We start from the raw sequence: 14,469 nt of genomic DNA on the forward strand, positions 1-14,469 counted from the left end.
CAAGTGATGTAATCGCTATGCTCTAATCCTTGCAAACATGGTTCTAGTTGACTTACTCTTTTTTTCCTAACTTTGATTTCATCAGGTTCGGAACATTCAATCTTTTAACTTTACAACAATTTTTAACTTTTTTTAATGAACATTATAATTACAGGTGCAAGTAGTGGAATCGGTTTCGAAACGGCTTTAGAGTTTAGCTTACAGAAAGAGAACAAAATTGTAGCCATTGCCCGATCGGCAGATAAACTGCGTAAACTCTTAGAAATTGCTAAAGGCATTAATCCCGACTGTACACTTTTACCAGTAGAATTCGACATTGTAAATGATGATTATGCCGCATTGGTTCCATTTTTAAAGGAACGATTAGGGTCTGTTGACATCTTAATTAACAATGCAGGGGCCTTAATTAATAAACCTTTTTTAGAAACCACAGAAATTGATCTGGGTGAAATGTTACAGAGCAATGTAATCTCACACTTCAGGATGATTCAGCATATTTTGCCTTTAATGCAAAGTGGAAGCCACATTGTAAACATCGGTAGTATGGGTGGTTTTCAAGGGAGTGTTAAATTCCCAGGGCTCTCGGCTTACTCAGCGAGTAAAGCAGCGCTGCACACCTTAACTGAATGTTTGGCGTTCGAATTGGCTGAAACAGGAATCAAGATCAATTGTCTTGCGCTAGGATCGGCACAAACGGAAATGCTTGAGGCTGCTTTCCCTGGTTACCAAAGCCCGGTTATGGCCTTCGAAATGGGGAAATATGTTACAGACTTTGCTAAAACCGGACACAAATTCTTTAATGGAAAGATTTTACCTGTTGCGGTTACCACACCATAATATCCATATTATTTAGTAATTTACGTGCTAAATCGAAAAACTAAAAAACCTATGGAAACAAACTCACCTTTTAAAACAACCGACAATGGAAAAAATGCCGCAATAGTAAGCTACTTTTGGTTTATTGGATGGTTAATTGCCTATTTCGCCATGTATAAAGATAATCAAACAGAATTGAGTAGATATCATTTGAAACAAACGCTTCTTTTCCATCTGGCATCGACCGTTTTGAGCTGGGCTTTAAGCTTATTTTTAATCCCTGTAATTTTTGCAACCGGCTTTTTAGATGCTGTTTATATACTCCGGATTGTTCAGATTGGATTATTCGTATTGTGGATTATCGGATTAATTGCTGCAATACAGGGAGAAAAAAAACCTATTCCATTAATTGGTGAAAGAGCACAAACCATGTTCCCAAGTATTTAATCGAAAACAAATATTTTAATCAGAAGTCCAGACAAGTTGTTTGGACTTTTTTATTTGCACTCATTTTCAACATTTTAATCGACTTTGGATATTTTTTATATCTTTGGTTCCTACATATGAAGAAAATAATAGTCCCGATTGCGTTTTTCATTTTGTCTGCCACGGCAGGAAAAGCCCAAACCATCATACCAGCACAGTACCAAGAGTTAGTTAAAAAGCTCGTTGCCAGCCTCCCTAAAGAGGATAAATCATCAAACAATTCGTCAGCAAAACAATCTGAAAGTTTAATTGACTTTGCCAAAAGTATGTTAGGTATCCCTTATCGTTATGCAACAAGTAATCCTAAAGTTGGTTTCGATTGCTCTGGTTTTGTAAGTTATGTATTCAGCAATTTTGGTTTTAAGGTTCCACGTTCTTCACGCGAGTTTAGCTATGCGGGTAAAGAAACCAGCCTGGAAAACGCAAAAGTAGGCGATGTATTGATTTTTACAGGCAGTAATTCAAGAATAAGAAGAATCGGTCATGTTGGGATTGTTTATTCTATTGATGAAAACGGGATCAAGTTTATCCATGCCTCTTCGGGTAAAGTGCATCAGGTAACCATTACAGATTTTGATGGCCATTATAAGGCCCGTTTCATGAAAATTGTAAGTATTATATAACTTACTTTTTATATTTCCACATTCTTGTTTTACCTTCTGCGAGCCACTCCAGTGTGGTATCCAGTCGTTTTTGTTTAGTTGCCTCTGTTTTTGCTTCCTCAAGCCACATTACATACTCCTTTTTATTGGATAGACTAAAATTCTGAAATACAGCTAAGGCCTTAGGATCATCTTTTAATGCTTCGATAAAATATTCGGGTATAATAAGTTCTTTTTGGGCTGTAGATTTCGGTTTCGCAGGCAATTTTACATCATCCTCATTTAATTTAATTGCCTGCTGTATGTAGGCAATCAGGATCTCATCTGAGGGTAAATCTTCCAAAGATGTTATTTTCCCTAACAAACCCATCGCTTCAGAACGTTCTTTAAAAATGCCGTACTCGTCTTGCATTAACGATCCCTTCCAAAAACCAAAGGCACAATGGTGTTTAAAGGATGCCATATGGCAAACCGTACCTTTAAAATCAAAAAACGGCATACTCCACTTCATTTTCTCTTCAATCCGCGCATCTGCTTTATGAGCCAGATTTCTTAAATGATCTAAAATGGGAATGGCAAATTCTGCCGAATTAATGATATACTGATCTACCTGAACAATTGTATGCATAGCTTAAAAATTACCTTAATAAATTTAAAGTAAAACTACCTTTAAAGCAAGCTCTACCGCTCCGTTATGAAGAAACTTTTTTGCCAGTTCGTGCAGCTCTCTTTCGCGGTTAGTTACATCGCCTATAGTAGCATCGAGCACTTCTTTTACTTCTGGATGGGTATTGACCAGGTCGATTTCTTCGTCGCTTGGTAAATGTTCAACGTTTCCTAACATGCCCAAATCATTTCCCGATAATACTTTAGAAAAACGGACAGAATGCGGTAAACGGTCTACGCCTAGACCCAATTTAGCGAGGGGTTTAGCTACTTTAAATAAATTGTCGTTGGTAACCCTACAGTACCAATCGCCACCTAAACGGGCTACAAGATCGATTTTATGCTGATCAATCCGACCATTTTCATCTAAAATAGCTTCATTAATATGGATTACTTTTATTTCAGCCAGCACGAGGTTTCCTGCACCATGATGATTACCTAATGAAATCACCTCATTTACAACACATTCAAACTGCACTGGTGCTTCGGCAACTCTTGGTGGCCGAACCAGATCAGATTTCAACATGGTAAATCCCGCTTTCTCAAATTCGTTTACGCCTTTGGCATATTCGGTACTGGCCAAACTCATTTGCTGCACCATATCGTAATTTACAATATTGATGACACATTCTTTAACCTGCAGTACATTTTCCAAGCTATGTTTGGTGGTATTATCACGCACCCTCCTTGATGGGGAAAAAATACAGATCGGAGGATTTGTACTAAACATATTAAAGAAACTGAAGGGGCTTAAATTAATATTCCCTTCGGCATCAATAGTTGAGGCAAAGCAGATCGGTCGCGGAGCGATAGCATATTGCAAATAATTTTGCAGTTCTACGGGGGTTAAATCGGAGGTGTTTAAAGTTAGCACAGGTAGTTAAGTTTACTATTTGAAAGGATTAAATGGAGATTAAAACTTTAAAACAGTCGTCATTTCGAGCGGAGTAAAACGTAGTCGAGAACCCGAAGGCTCAGCGAAGCTAAATCTATCACAGATCTCTCCATTACGCTGCGCTTCAGTCGAGATGACGACTTTTCTATTAGATTTTATCATTGATAACATCTAATAGAAAAAAGATCATGACTTAATTCAGAATTAGGACCACATCATTCAAGCGCGGATGATTAAACAAAAGGTTAAAGAACCTTTTTATTTCTTCAATGCCAAAATCGAAAAATCGGTATCTGCTTTAGTAATCGTGTTGGTTAAAGCACCAAGGCCTGTTATTTCCATTTCCACAACATCGCCCGGCTGTAACCATTGCACTTTATAATTTGGATCGTTAAGCAAACCTGTCCCGTTTAATTCTAAGAAACAACCTGTACCTACTGTTCCTGAACCAATTACATCACCTGGAAGGATATCTACACCGTAAGCACAACGTTCTATAATTTCGGCAAAAGTCCAGTCCATATCGGCAGCATTTCCTTTCGAAACTTCGATTCCATTTACCCGGCAGGTCATTTTAAGGTCGTAAGCATTACCAACATGTCCTTCTTTAGGCGCAACTTTATATTGCAATAATTCATCAGGCGTTACCAACCATGGGCCAATCACGGTAGAAAAATCTTTTCCTTTCGCAGGTCCCAAATTCAACAACATCTCTTCCATCTGCAAAGTACGTGCACTCATATCGTTCATTACCATGTAACCGGCAATGTATTCATCAGCCTCAGCAGCTTTAATATTTCTACCTTTTTTACCAATAACTATCGCAATCTCTAATTCGAAATCCAGTTTATCAAAATGATCTGGCATACATTCAATTTCGCCAGTACCCTGAATAGCGTTGTGATTGGTGAAATAAAAGATTGGATACTCATCGAATTGAGGGATCATATCAACCTTTCTGTTTCTACGTGCTGCAGCAACATGCTGTCTGAAAGCGTATCCATCGCGACAACTGGTAGGATGCGGAACAGGGGCTAAAATCTCGTAAAAAATTTCTTCCTTAGCGGCTAAACTACCATCTTTTATTTGATCGTCTATCCTTTTTGCTCTTTCCATTAACACTTCACCACCTTGCAAAAACGTACTCATATTATCTGGAAGCAATTTATCGCAACTATTTAAGTTATAAATATGTCCGTTGATAAATATACCAAGATGCTCCCTGTCTTCGGTTTTATAAGATACTAGTTTCATATATGATTTGGTTAAATACGCGGTAAAGCTAAGAAATTAGGCCATTCAAAATAAAACTTAAGCGTTATTATTTTAACACCGTATATTTCTGAAGGTTTGATTTAATTAAAGGAAAATCTTTTGCCTGAAGTGCTTTATAATGTTTTTTGTTGGAGAGTAAACCACCAATTAACATTCCACCCGATACGCCAACAGGTACACCCGCAGCAATAAGCACTACCGACTCGACCAATTTATCGCTTTTTGCGGCCAATACAAAAAATGTTAAGCCTCCGGCAATGGCCAACGGTGCAGCTATCCCTTTACGGTGAATATATAATGCGCTGATACTGTCGGCACTTAATTTTATAGTATCCTTCCGGTTTCTGATAATTGTTAAACCATCATCGGCTGCCGCGTAAAAGGAACCCCTAGCGGCTTTTCCGCTTCGGTCTATAACCCTAATAGTGTACTTGGCATTCTGTTGCGCAAAAGTGGCATAGCTCAAGGCTAAAAAAAATAAGCATGTAAAAATAAATTTCATCGGGATGATCATATAGTAAGTAATTAAAGGTAATTAAAATTTCAACTTTTAAATAAAATACTTACCTTGGTGCCATTAAAACCATGATCTTAAAAGCATTACATATTAATCTAGTAAACGACGCTATTGCGGTCCGTCGCTATAAGATGCTATCCAAGCTGATCATGGCTCAATATTCTCTGTAATATTTACTCCACCTTCTTTTTTAATTGAAACGCATTACCGTTTCGATTGTTAATTCATTAGGATTTTTTCTTTTCTAACCATAACAACATTTTATTATGCCTATTTATCATAAATTGGGGCAGATTCCAGCTAAACGTCACACGGTTTTTCGTAAACCTGATGGAAATCTTTATGCCGAAGAATTGGTATCAACCGAAGGTTTTTCGAGTTTATATTCATTGGTTTATCATTGCCACCCGCCAACTATTGTTAAACATTTGGGCGAAGCATACAGTGTTGAGCCAAAAATTGCGCGCGAAAAACACCTGAAACACACGAGTTTAATCGGTTTCAATATTAAACCAGAAGATGATTTTCTAAAAAGCAGAAAAGCCGTTCTGGTAAATAGCGATCTACACATTGTTTTGGCAGCGCCGAGAAAATCGATGACCGATTACTTCTACAAAAACAGCCAGGCAGACGAGATGATCTTCATACATGAAGGTTCTGGAAAGCTGAAAACAGGATTCGGAGAAATTAAGTTTGCTTATGGCGATTATCTGATCATCCCGAGAGGAACCATTTATCAGATGGAGTTTGATAATGAACAAAACAGGCTGTTCATTGTGGAAAGTTTTAGTCCGTTAAGACCGCCAAAAAGATATTTAAATCAGTTTGGACAGCTAATGGAACACGCACCTTACTGTGAGCGTGATTTAAGATTACCCGAAAACCTGCAAACCTTTGATGAATACGGCGATTTTAAAGTACTGATTAAAAAACAAGGGTTAATTTATCCATATACCTACGGTACACATCCTTTTGATTATGTAGGCTGGGACGGTTATCATTACCCATATGCTTTTTCTATTCATGATTTTGAGCCGATAACAGGCCGTTTGCACCAACCACCTCCGGTTCACCAAACTTTCGAAGGACACAATTTTGTGGTTTGCTCTTTTGTTCCCCGTAAATACGATTATCATCCTGATTCTATCCCTGCGCCTTACAACCATAGCAATGTAGATAGCGACGAAGTACTTTATTATGTGGATGGTGATTTTATGAGCCGCAAAAGTGTGGTTAAAGGGCAGATTACCTTACACCCTGGAGGTATTCCACATGGGCCACACCCCGGTACCGTAGAAAAATCGATCGGAAAAGAAAAAACAGATGAGCTTGCTGTAATGATCGATCCTTTTAAACCTTTAATGCTTACACAGGATGCCCTGGATATCGAGGACGAGAATTATCATAAAAGTTGGCAGATTAACGTAGAGTAAAGCTGGGGTAATTAAGATTTCGGGATTATAGGATTTAAGATCTTTAAAGTAACACGCACAGTTAACCGATTTAAACAATTAAGCGGTTAACCATTTAAAAATAACAACAACAATGGAAACACAAACATTTGCAGAAAAAATATCAAAAGCACCAGATTTTCTGCCTATTAACGGAACAGATTATATCGAATTTTATGTAGGCAATGCTAAACAAGCGGCTCACTACTACAAAACTGCATTTGGGTTTCAAAGCCTGGCTTATGCCGGACCTGAAACTGGTGTACGCGATCGTTCATCATATGTATTGCAACAGGGTAAAATCAGATTGATCTTAACAACAGCATTAAAATCAGATCATCCAATAGCAGAGCATGTAAAAAAACATGGCGATGGGGTAAAAGTATTAGCCCTTTGGGTAGACGATGCCTATAGCGCCTTTGAAGAAACCACAAAACGTGGTGCGAAACCCTATTTGGCTCCTCAAACTTTAACTGATGAAAATGGTGAGGTTCGAATGAGCGGTATTTATACTTATGGCGAAACTGTACACATGTTTATTGAGCGTAAAAATTATAATGGAACCTTTATGCCGGGTTATCGTGTGTGGGAAAGCGATTATCAACCTGCCGATGCTGGTCTTTTATATATTGATCATTGTGTGGGTAATGTAGGTTGGAACCGCATGAATGAAGCCGTACAATGGTACGAAGATGTAATGGGCTTCGTAAATATCTTATCTTTTGATGATAAGCAGATCAATACTGAATACTCGGCTTTGATGAGTAAGGTAATGAGTAATGGAAATGGCTATTCGAAATTCCCGATTAACGAACCTGCCGAGGGGAAAAAGAAATCGCAGATTGAAGAATACCTGGAATATTATGAGGGCGAAGGGGTTCAGCACATTGCTGTGGCCACTAAAGATATTGTTAAAACAGTTAAAGAACTGAAAGCACGTGGCGTTGAATTTTTAAGTGCACCACCAGAGGCCTATTACGATATGATGCCGCAACGTGTAGGTAAAATTGATGAAGAAATATCTTTATTGGAAAGCCTGGGCATTTTGGTTGATTGTGATGAAGAAGGATATTTGTTGCAGATTTTCACTAAACCAGTTGAAGACCGCCCTACCCTTTTCTTTGAGATTATTCAGCGTAAAGGTGCACAGAGTTTTGGAGCGGGTAACTTTAAAGCCTTATTTGAATCGTTAGAACGCGAACAGGAATTAAGAGGCAATTTATAATCATCCGTAATTTAAACTTAGGGCAATCAGTTATCTGGTTGCCCTTTTTTATTTACTCATTTTTAGGTATGTGTTTAGCGAAAAAAATGATTAAATTTAGTTACACACAAATATTTAAACCTTAATTATTATGAGAACAAAATTAACGCTGGTTTTATTACTGGCTGCATCATTCAGTGGCTTCGCACAAACAAAGGCCGAAATTGTTAAAAACATCAATCAATTACTGGCAAAAGCCATCGGCGGAACCAACATTACTTTGCATAATGGTACGGAAACAGTGTTTACCATTACAGCAAATTCATTTTCAATTGATGAGGAAATGAATTTCGGGGTTTTTACAATGGGAAAAACATTTGCCAGTTCAGATCGTGCCAAAGAAGAAACCAGCACCACGTCTCAAATACAGACTTGGAACGGGTTCAAGGTTAGCCCTGAACAAAAAGACCCAAAAATTAAATCAGTTTATCCGGTTTTTACTAAACGCGATGGAGAACCTGATAACGATAAAAATGGAATTAAATATTATTGTTTAGCTGGTGATGAGGAGAAATTGATAGCAGCATTAACACAGTTGCAGGGACTTTATAAGAAAAAATAGTTAAGTAATATTTAAAATAGCTCGTCATTCCCGCGCAGGTGGGAATCTTAACGCTTATGAAACATCAACATGCATTAAGATTCACAATCAAGTTGGGAATGACGAAACTTTTCTAAACTACAACACTTCCCCCAAATGTTTATAATTCGATTTTATTGTATCCATAACCTCGCTCATTTTTCCACCCAGCATTAACTTGGCCATCGATTCAGTCATACCTTTTATTTGCGTCCATTCTATTTTTGGAGGCATTGCTAAAGCGTTGGGGTTGGTCATGATATTCAATAGAACAGGGCCAGTTTCATTAAATGCATGACTGATTGCTGTTTCCACTTCTTCCGGTTTAGAAACCGTTATTCCTTTAAAACCCATTGCCTGAGCTACCAATGCAAAATCAGGGTTAATCATATCTGTTTCGTTATCCGGTAAGCCATCAACTTCCATTTCTAGCTTAACCATCCCTAAGGCCCTGTTGTTAAAAACAATTAGCTTAACTGGTAGATTATATTGTTTAATGGTTGCCAGATCGCCTAAGAGCATTGATAAACCACCATCGCCACAAAGGGAAATCACCTGTTTTTCGGGATGTGCCAAAGCAGCTCCTATGGCCATTGGCATAGCGTTTGCCATTGAGCCATGGTTAAAAGATCCAAGCATTTTACGTTTGCCCGTTCCATCAATAAATCGTGCCCCCCAAACGCAGCACATTCCCGTATCTACTGTAAAAATGGCATCATCAGCTGCCAAACGGTTTATGGTTTCAGCTACAAATTCGGGTTGGATCTTATTTTCTTCGCCCTGATCGTTTACATAAACCTGTTGTCTTTCTTTAACCTTTTGATAGAACTCGAGTTGGGTTTTTAGAAAATTTTCATCTTTCTTCTCTTCTAAAAGTGGCAATAATGCTTTAACTGAATCAGTTATATTTCCGCATAAACCCATCGTTAGTTTTGCTCTCCTTCCCAGCCGTTCCGGTCTCTCGTCAATCTGAATAATTTTGTTTTTTTCGGGCATAAAATTTACATATGGAAAATCCGTTCCCAACAACAGCACCACATCAGCTTCGTGCATGGCATGGTAACCTGATGGCTGACCTAAAAGACCTGTCATGCCAACTTCGTAAGGATTATCATATTGGATGCCCATTTTACCACGGAATGAAAATCCAACTGGTGCTTTTAATTTAGCCGCAAGTGCTATCACTTCATCATGTGCTTCGGCTGCCCCTATTCCACAGTAGAGCATAATTTTCTTTTGACTGTTCAGTAGCGAAGCCAAACCCTGTAGTTCCAGATCGGAAGGGCGGATGACCGGCTTATTATTAAAAAACTGCATGGAAGTAACACTTTCTATGGCATCCATTTGGGCTACATCGCCAGGCAAGCCAAAAACTGCAACTCCTTTTTTATGAATGGCATGTTGAATGGCCGTTTGAAACATTCTTGGAACTTGTGCCGCAGTAGTGGCTACCTGGTTGTAATAACTGCAATCATCGAATAACTTAATGGTATTGGTTTCCTGAAAAAAATCCATTCCGAATTCGCCTGTTGGGATAGTTGAAGCAATGGCAATTACGGGAACATGAGAACGGTGCGCATCATAAAGCCCATTAATCAAATGCACATGCCCAGGCCCACAACTTCCGGCGCAACAGGCTATTCCATCAAGTTCAGCTTCTGCTGCTGCAGCAAAGGCTCCAACTTCTTCATTGCGAACGTGGATCCATTTGATTTTGCCGTTTCGCCTTACTGCATCGTTAAAATAATTTAAACTGTCTCCAGTAACGGCATAAACTCTTTTTACACCAACTTCAACCAGCATTTCAACTAGTTGTTCTGCCACATTTTTACTCATGAAGGTATTTTTTTAATCAGGATTGTTTATTGTTACTTATAAATAGATGAAGCACTTATATTGTTTTGAATAACAGATAGAAAATAAGCCAATCTGACTTACTGAAGACTTTCATCAGAGCGGTTGTAACAGAAGCATGGCAATATGGAATGGATGAAGTTTCTTCACTAAAACTTCATAATTGAAGTGCACCTTTGATATAACAAAACACGAAGCGATTTCAATTTTGTTAAATTCTAAAAACTCATAATTAGTTTTTTAGTTTTCCGGTTACCCTTATCTGATACCTCATGTATTGCAAAATACATGAGGTTTTTTTTATGCAAACTACTCGGCACTTTCTTTAAGCATCTGATAAAGGTCTGTTGCACCTCCATCAAACTTGGTTCCGTTTACATAAAACGAAGGTGTTCCATTTACCCCACTTCGTACGCCGCTATCAAAATCATCTTCTATTTTGCTTTTGATTTCTTCCGAAGTGCTGTCTTGCTGAAACTGCTCCAGGTCCAGACCAATCGTTTCGGCCAGTTCGTCGAAAAGCTCACCACTTAAACGGTATTGATTTTCGTACAGCGCATCGTGCATTTCCCAAAACTTACCTTGTAAACCTGCTGCTTCTGCAGCAATGGCAGCCGGAAAAGCAAACTCATGGGCATTTGCCAAAGGGAAATGACGAAAGATAAATTTGATCTGATGCCCGAATGTTTCTTCAATTTCCTTCATAATCGGGTAGGCATTACCGCAATATGGGCATTGATAATCGCCAAATTCGACAATGGTTACACTCGCCGAATCATCACCTTGGATGTGGTCTTGATTGTTTACCTCAGGTTTTAAAGTACTCATAGCTTATTTCTTGTTTAATTCCTCCAATGCGTCTAAAATTCCGTCAGCGCCAGGGTTAACAGCTATCGGCGACAAATAACTCCAGGCAATTTTTCCTTCTTTATCTATAACAAAAAGTGCCCTTTTGCTTTCGCCAAGTTCTTCATCGTATACACCATAAGCTTTTGACACTGCGCCTTTTGGTTCAAAATCGGCCAAAAGTGGAAAATGCAGTTTTCTATTTTCTTCAAAAGCGAGGTGGCACCAAACACTATCAACAGAAACACCAAAAATCTGTGCATCATACTTGTTAAAATATTTTAGCATTTCATTATAAAGCGCCATTTGGTCGCTGCATACCGGGCTCCAATCGGCAGGATAAAAAGCCAGGACAACATTTTTACCTTTAAAATCTTTAAGTTTTATTTTCTGATCGGGAGTAGCATTCAATTCGAAATCTGGTGCTGTAGCGCCTTTTTCTAACATATTAAGGAGTTTAAAATTTAAATCATTTAATAAACAACGCTGAATCTGCGTTGTTTGCAACAAATTTTAGCCTAATTTTTGCCTTTTAATTAAGTAAGACTGAAGGACTGGGTAAAACCCATCGTTCATATCGGCATCAATTAAGTCGATTTTATATTGGGCGCATTTTAGCGCAATCTGCTGTCGATACGAGGAAACTGCTGCTGTATAATTTTCCTTTACCTGATTGGTATGTACTTTAATCGTTTCGCCGGTTTCCATATCGATAAACTGGTATGGGCGGTTTTCAAAATTGAAATCAACTTCTTTTGATTTATCTACCACGTTAAAAACCACCACTTCATGTTTGTTGAATTTTAAATGCTGCAAAGCATCAAAAAACCCGTCCGTTTTATCTGTGCTGGTTTGTGTATTAAAAAGATCGCTAAAAACAATTACCAGCGAGCGTTTATGAATTAATTCGGCCACCTGGTGCAAAGCTTCGCTTAAATTAGTTTGTGCATTTAACTTGGGTTTATGTAACAGTTCTTCTAATTGTGTAAACAGATATTTCTGATGTACGGTAGTCGACTTTGCTGGAGAATTCAATAGTATTTCATCTGTAAATAAGCTTAATCCAAAAGCATCACGCTGTTTCTTCAACAGGTACATCAAAGATGCAGCAGCCTGTATCGAGAAAATCAGTTTGTTATTTTTAGGTTCAGGAAAGTACATTGATGAGGACACATCAATCACAAACTGGCAGCGCAAATTGGTTTCTTCCTCGAAACGTTTGCTGTAAAGTTTATCGGTTTTGGCATATAATTTCCAGTCGATATTTTTAACATTATCGCCATTATTATACTGGCGGTGCTCTGCAAACTCGACCGAAAAGCCATGAAATGGGCTTTTATGCAGCCCGGTGATAAAACCTTCTACCACTTGCTGTGCAAGCAATTCTAAATTACCATAGCTTGTTTCGTTTTCGTAGTTTACAGCCTGCATATGGTAAAGCTAATAAAAGATTTATAAAAAATTCTTTATGGATTTAAAATAGTCAATTAGCTAACTGTAAACTGATAATTGCAAGCTGCTAACTGATAAGGGTGTTCCCCTAATCCCGATGAATCGGGAAAGGGGCGGGCTTTCCAGGGCTGCGCTACGCTCCGGTACCGATGAAGGATCGGTACTGAACCCTTACAATCCCTAACGCAAAACCCACCGCTTTAAAGCCCTGGCAAACATGAGCAATTTGATCGCCCGACTATGCTACTATCCTTTGGTAAATAAACCCGATTGCAGTGGTAGCTGCCGGCTTCACGCCGGCACTACAAACGGAAAGCGGGGCCGAAACCCCCAATGAAAAACTGAGCCCTCATTTCCAAAAACAAATAAAATGATTTAAACCAAAAATCCCGAGCTCAATAAATGAATCCGGGATTTATATTTTATAATTACTTAACTTACTTCTTAGCTATTCTAAATAAATGGCCATTATCGGTTACAGAATAAAGCGCTCCGTCTTTTCCTTCTGCCATATCGCGGAAACGTTCGCCTTTACCTTCCAGCAAACGCTCTTCACCAACGATTTTATTATCTTTTATTACCAATCTGATAATATGCGAACCACCCAAACCACCTACAAACAAGTTTCCTTTCCATTCGGCAATACTATTGCTGTTATAAAACGCAATACAGCCCGGCGAAATACTTGGGTTCCAATAATAAATGGGTTGCTCCATGCCATCTTTCTGCTGAATACCATCGCCTACTTTTTTACCACTATATTCTGTTCCGTAGGTAATAATCGGCCAGCCATAATTTTTGCCTGGTTTAATAATATTCACCTCATCACCACCTTTAGGGCCAAATTCGGCTTCCCATAAATCACCGGTTAAAGGATTAATGGCTAAACCATCTGGATTCCGCAATCCATAGGCATAAATTTCTGGTTTTGCATCTGCTTTGCCAGCAAATGGTCCATTCGCCACAGCTTTGCCATTGGTGGTAAGGTGTAAGATTTTACCCAAAGAAGAATTTAAATACTGCGCCTGAATTCTGATATCGTTGCCAGAACGTTCGCCAGTGCTTACAAATAAATTACCATTCTTATCGAAGACAATTCTCGAACCGTACTGAAGCTTACCGCCGTAAGCTGGTGTAGCGCGGTAAATAATAGTTTGGTTCTCTATTGTAGTTTCATTAGCTGCTAATTTACCTTTGGCAATAGCCAGTAACACACCTTTATCTTGTGGCTCTGAATAAGCCCAATAAATCATTCTGTTTTTAGCAAAGTTTGGATCTAAAGTTACATCTAATAAACCGCCCTGGCCAGATGGATCTACCTTGGGTAAACCGGTTATTTTTTTGCTTAATTTCCCATCGGGAGTAAGGATCACCATTGTACCCTGTTTTTGTGTAATTAAAAAACCACCGTTTGGAAGAACTGAAATGGCCCAAGGATTTTCTAACTTTTCATTAATAATCGTAATATCCAGAGGCGTTTTGGTTTTTACTCCTCCAATTCGGGTCTGCCCGGCAAATGCTGGCTTATAATCTGCTGATGGTTCGTTGGTTTCAACAGGATTCTGCGCCGATACAGATGCAATATTTGCACAGTTTAGGGCTAAACCTGCCAATAAAATACCTAAAGTTTTATTGTTAAATAGGTTAATAGACATGATTGTTAGTTTTTTATTAAAGAAACAAAAATAAGTTTGCAATAAAAAACCCAAATCCATCAAATGAACTTGGGTTTTAAATATGTTACAAGCCTTTAGGCTTTGGTTTT

The 14,469-nt window shown here is 38.5% G+C and carries 15 protein-coding genes; 6 read left to right on the forward strand and 9 right to left on the reverse strand.

Annotation, left to right across the window (positions count from 1 at the left end; all coding sequences use genetic code 11):
* Positions 1 to 135 precede the first annotated feature (135 nt).
* The 3 genes from LQ201_RS03145 (at position 136) to LQ201_RS03155 (ending at position 1,925) form a co-directional block, all read left to right on the forward strand.
* Positions 136 to 837: an SDR family oxidoreductase gene (locus LQ201_RS03145; protein ID WP_215125811.1), complete on the forward strand. Its 702-nt coding sequence runs from the start codon at positions 136 to 138 to the stop codon at positions 835 to 837.
* Between the two features lie 51 nt (positions 838 to 888).
* Positions 889 to 1,263 carry a DUF4870 domain-containing protein gene (locus LQ201_RS03150; RefSeq protein WP_230143555.1) on the forward strand — a complete coding sequence of 125 codons (375 nt, stop codon included), beginning with the start codon at positions 889 to 891 and terminating at the stop codon, positions 1,261 to 1,263.
* A gap of 116 nt (positions 1,264 to 1,379) precedes the next feature.
* Positions 1,380 to 1,925 (forward strand): C40 family peptidase, encoded by a 546-nt coding sequence (locus tag LQ201_RS03155; protein WP_230143553.1) that lies wholly within the window; start codon positions 1,380 to 1,382, stop codon positions 1,923 to 1,925.
* Between the two features lies 1 nt (position 1,926).
* Here LQ201_RS03155 and LQ201_RS03160 read toward each other — a convergent pair whose 3' ends face one another.
* From LQ201_RS03160 to LQ201_RS03175, 4 genes are all read right to left on the reverse strand, one after another.
* Positions 1,927 to 2,532 carry a YdeI family protein gene (locus LQ201_RS03160; RefSeq protein WP_230143551.1) on the reverse strand — a complete coding sequence of 202 codons (606 nt, stop codon included), beginning with the start codon at positions 2,530 to 2,532 and terminating at the stop codon, positions 1,927 to 1,929.
* A 24-nt stretch (positions 2,533 to 2,556) separates the two neighbouring features.
* On the reverse strand, positions 2,557 to 3,444 hold the full coding sequence (locus tag LQ201_RS03165; protein ID WP_230143549.1) for a flavin reductase family protein: 888 nt from the start codon (positions 3,442 to 3,444) through the stop codon (positions 2,557 to 2,559).
* Positions 3,445 to 3,723: 279 nt separating this feature from the next.
* Entirely contained in the window at positions 3,724 to 4,719 is a 996-nt protein-coding gene (locus LQ201_RS03170; protein ID WP_131028650.1) for a fumarylacetoacetate hydrolase family protein, read from the reverse strand.
* Between the two features lie 67 nt (positions 4,720 to 4,786).
* Positions 4,787 to 5,242, reverse strand: coding sequence for a hypothetical protein (locus tag LQ201_RS03175; RefSeq protein ID WP_230143547.1), 456 nt, complete (start codon positions 5,240 to 5,242; stop codon positions 4,787 to 4,789).
* A gap of 281 nt (positions 5,243 to 5,523) precedes the next feature.
* Between LQ201_RS03175 and LQ201_RS03180 the strand changes: the two genes are divergently transcribed.
* The 3 genes from LQ201_RS03180 to LQ201_RS03190 all read left to right on the forward strand — a co-directional run bounded on the left by LQ201_RS03180 (position 5,524) and on the right by LQ201_RS03190 (position 8,534).
* The gene (locus tag LQ201_RS03180) at positions 5,524 to 6,690 is read left to right on the forward strand and encodes a homogentisate 1,2-dioxygenase (protein ID WP_230143544.1); all 1,167 of its coding nucleotides are present in this window, start codon (positions 5,524 to 5,526) and stop codon (positions 6,688 to 6,690) included.
* Positions 6,691 to 6,802: 112 nt separating this feature from the next.
* Entirely contained in the window at positions 6,803 to 7,933 is a 1,131-nt protein-coding gene (gene hppD / locus LQ201_RS03185; RefSeq protein WP_230143542.1) for a 4-hydroxyphenylpyruvate dioxygenase, read from the forward strand.
* Between the two features lie 130 nt (positions 7,934 to 8,063).
* The gene (locus LQ201_RS03190) at positions 8,064 to 8,534 is read left to right on the forward strand and encodes a hypothetical protein (RefSeq protein ID WP_230143540.1); all 471 of its coding nucleotides are present in this window, start codon (positions 8,064 to 8,066) and stop codon (positions 8,532 to 8,534) included.
* Between the two features lie 117 nt (positions 8,535 to 8,651).
* Here LQ201_RS03190 and LQ201_RS03195 read toward each other — a convergent pair whose 3' ends face one another.
* The 5 genes from LQ201_RS03195 to LQ201_RS03215 form a co-directional block, all read right to left on the reverse strand.
* Positions 8,652 to 10,388 carry a thiamine pyrophosphate-dependent enzyme gene (locus LQ201_RS03195; RefSeq protein ID WP_230143538.1) on the reverse strand — a complete coding sequence of 579 codons (1,737 nt, stop codon included), beginning with the start codon at positions 10,386 to 10,388 and terminating at the stop codon, positions 8,652 to 8,654.
* 327 nt (positions 10,389 to 10,715) lie between these two features.
* A complete protein-coding gene (locus tag LQ201_RS03200) occupies positions 10,716 to 11,234 on the reverse strand; it encodes a thioredoxin domain-containing protein (protein WP_230143536.1) in 519 nt (172 codons plus the stop codon).
* Between the two features lie 3 nt (positions 11,235 to 11,237).
* The gene (locus tag LQ201_RS03205; protein WP_230143534.1) at positions 11,238 to 11,699 is read right to left on the reverse strand and encodes a redoxin domain-containing protein; all 462 of its coding nucleotides are present in this window, start codon (positions 11,697 to 11,699) and stop codon (positions 11,238 to 11,240) included.
* A gap of 66 nt (positions 11,700 to 11,765) precedes the next feature.
* On the reverse strand, positions 11,766 to 12,683 hold the full coding sequence (locus tag LQ201_RS03210) for a DUF58 domain-containing protein (RefSeq protein WP_230143533.1): 918 nt from the start codon (positions 12,681 to 12,683) through the stop codon (positions 11,766 to 11,768).
* 458 nt (positions 12,684 to 13,141) lie between these two features.
* Positions 13,142 to 14,359, reverse strand: a complete 1,218-nt coding sequence (locus LQ201_RS03215) for a PQQ-dependent sugar dehydrogenase (RefSeq protein ID WP_230143532.1) — start codon at positions 14,357 to 14,359, stop codon at positions 13,142 to 13,144.
* Positions 14,360 to 14,469: the final 110 nt, after the last annotated feature.

It is taken from the genome of Pedobacter sp. Bi126, assembly GCF_918698245.1.
Classification (GTDB): domain Bacteria; phylum Bacteroidota; class Bacteroidia; order Sphingobacteriales; family Sphingobacteriaceae; genus Pedobacter.

Bases quoted from the DNA above. Each gene is read 5' to 3' on its own strand.
- LQ201_RS03150 (WP_230143555.1), top strand. From the start codon at position 889: ATGGAAACAAACTCACCTTTTAAAACAACCGACAATGGAAAAAATGCC.
- hppD (WP_230143542.1), top strand. From the start codon at position 6,803: ATGGAAACACAAACATTTGCAGAAAAAATATCAAAAGCACCAGATTTT.
- LQ201_RS03205 (WP_230143534.1), bottom strand. From the start codon at position 11,699: ATGTTAGAAAAAGGCGCTACAGCACCAGATTTCGAATTGAATGCTACT.
- LQ201_RS03195 (WP_230143538.1), bottom strand. From the start codon at position 10,388: ATGAGTAAAAATGTGGCAGAACAACTAGTTGAAATGCTGGTTGAAGTT.
- LQ201_RS03180 (WP_230143544.1), top strand. From the start codon at position 5,524: ATGCCTATTTATCATAAATTGGGGCAGATTCCAGCTAAACGTCACACG.
- LQ201_RS03200 (WP_230143536.1), bottom strand. From the start codon at position 11,234: ATGAGTACTTTAAAACCTGAGGTAAACAATCAAGACCACATCCAAGGT.
- LQ201_RS03175 (WP_230143547.1), bottom strand. From the start codon at position 5,242: ATGAAATTTATTTTTACATGCTTATTTTTTTTAGCCTTGAGCTATGCC.
- LQ201_RS03145 (WP_215125811.1), top strand. From the start codon at position 136: ATGAACATTATAATTACAGGTGCAAGTAGTGGAATCGGTTTCGAAACG.
- LQ201_RS03215 (WP_230143532.1), bottom strand. From the start codon at position 14,359: ATGTCTATTAACCTATTTAACAATAAAACTTTAGGTATTTTATTGGCA.
- LQ201_RS03210 (WP_230143533.1), bottom strand. From the start codon at position 12,683: ATGCAGGCTGTAAACTACGAAAACGAAACAAGCTATGGTAATTTAGAA.
- LQ201_RS03160 (WP_230143551.1), bottom strand. From the start codon at position 2,532: ATGCATACAATTGTTCAGGTAGATCAGTATATCATTAATTCGGCAGAA.
- LQ201_RS03190 (WP_230143540.1), top strand. From the start codon at position 8,064: ATGAGAACAAAATTAACGCTGGTTTTATTACTGGCTGCATCATTCAGT.
- LQ201_RS03170 (WP_131028650.1), bottom strand. From the start codon at position 4,719: ATGAAACTAGTATCTTATAAAACCGAAGACAGGGAGCATCTTGGTATA.
- LQ201_RS03155 (WP_230143553.1), top strand. From the start codon at position 1,380: ATGAAGAAAATAATAGTCCCGATTGCGTTTTTCATTTTGTCTGCCACG.